Source organism: Streptomyces sp. NPDC051133, assembly GCF_040682635.1.
GTDB lineage: Bacteria > Actinomycetota > Actinomycetes > Streptomycetales > Streptomycetaceae > Streptomyces.
Map to the genome: position 1 here is coordinate 1 of NZ_JBFBBK010000264.1, position 1,004 is coordinate 1,004.

A 1,004-nucleotide genomic window follows, 5' to 3' on the forward strand; every position below is an offset into this window, starting at 1 on the left:
GGCCGAGGACATCGAGCGGTGGGAGGAGGAGTGGGATGAGGAGGGTTTCGGGCTCTTCGCCGTCGAGCTGCTGGCCTCGGGTGAACTGATCGGCTTTGCGGGTCTGTCGGTGCCCGAGTTCCTGCCGGAGGTGATGCCCGCCGTGGCGATCAGCTGGCGGATCGGCTCGCAGTTCTGGGGACAGGGATACGCCTCCGAAGCCGCCCACGCCACGCTGGAGTTCGCTCTCCAAGACCGCGGAATCAACCGCGTCATCAGTATCAACCGGGTGGGCGACAACGCCTCCGAGAACGTCATCCGCAAGCTCGGCATGGTGCCCGAGCGGGAGACGGCGCATCCGGTGTACGGCTACCCGCTGCGCGTTCACGCCATCGACCTCACCGAGTTCCAGGCATGAACCGGCCGAGCCGGAAAGAGGCCGCGGCGGTTCGGCGATCCAGGCTGCTGCCCTTCGTGACACCCTGAGCGCGCCGCTAGGGGCATGGGTCAGCAACCAGCGCTCGAGGGCCGCAGCGCTATCTCCCGAACGGATCGAGCAGCTCTCCGCCATCGGCATGCGGTGGACGTGAAGCAGACGTTGAACCGAATGCCGGGCCGACTCGGATACGGGCAAGGCCAAGCCAACTATAGTCATGCTATGGTCGCGCCATGGCGAATACGACGATTCAGGTGACGAAGCAGACCCGCGACCACCTCGCCGAGCTCGCCGCAGAGCGCGGGCTGAGTATCGGCCAGCTCGTCGACGCACTCGCCGCCGCTGAGCCCACCGCAGCACAACGGGCCGAGCAGGTGGCAGCCGCGCGGGCGCATGCCCGTAAAGTGATCGGCGTCGACGTCAGCGACGAGGAGTTCGCCACTCTCGATGTGCTGGGCAACCTGCGGCGGATCGCGGCGGAGAAGGTCCTGGCGATGCCCGGCAGGGACGCCGCGTGATCATTCTCGACACCAGCGCCGTGACCGCCCTGGCGACGGGGCACAAAGCGCTCAACGCGCTCGCAGTCAAC

At 67.2% G+C, this 1,004-nt stretch carries 3 protein-coding genes; all 3 read left to right on the forward strand.

Annotated elements, in window-relative coordinates:
- Positions 1–397: GNAT family N-acetyltransferase (locus AB0N17_RS46910; protein WP_366017758.1), on the forward strand; the 397-nt coding region annotated here is incomplete at its 5' end.
- Between the two features lie 64 nt (positions 398–461).
- Positions 462–569: a helicase associated domain-containing protein gene (locus AB0N17_RS46915; RefSeq protein ID WP_366017760.1), complete on the forward strand. Its 108-nt coding sequence runs from the start codon at positions 462–464 to the stop codon at positions 567–569.
- A 79-nt stretch (positions 570–648) separates the two neighbouring features.
- Positions 649–933, forward strand: a complete 285-nt coding sequence (locus AB0N17_RS46920) for a hypothetical protein (RefSeq protein ID WP_366017759.1) — start codon at positions 649–651, stop codon at positions 931–933.
- Positions 934–1,004 lie beyond the last annotated feature (71 nt).

Bases quoted from the DNA above. Each gene is read 5' to 3' on its own strand.
- AB0N17_RS46920 (WP_366017759.1), top strand. From the start codon at position 649: ATGGCGAATACGACGATTCAGGTGACGAAGCAGACCCGCGACCACCTC.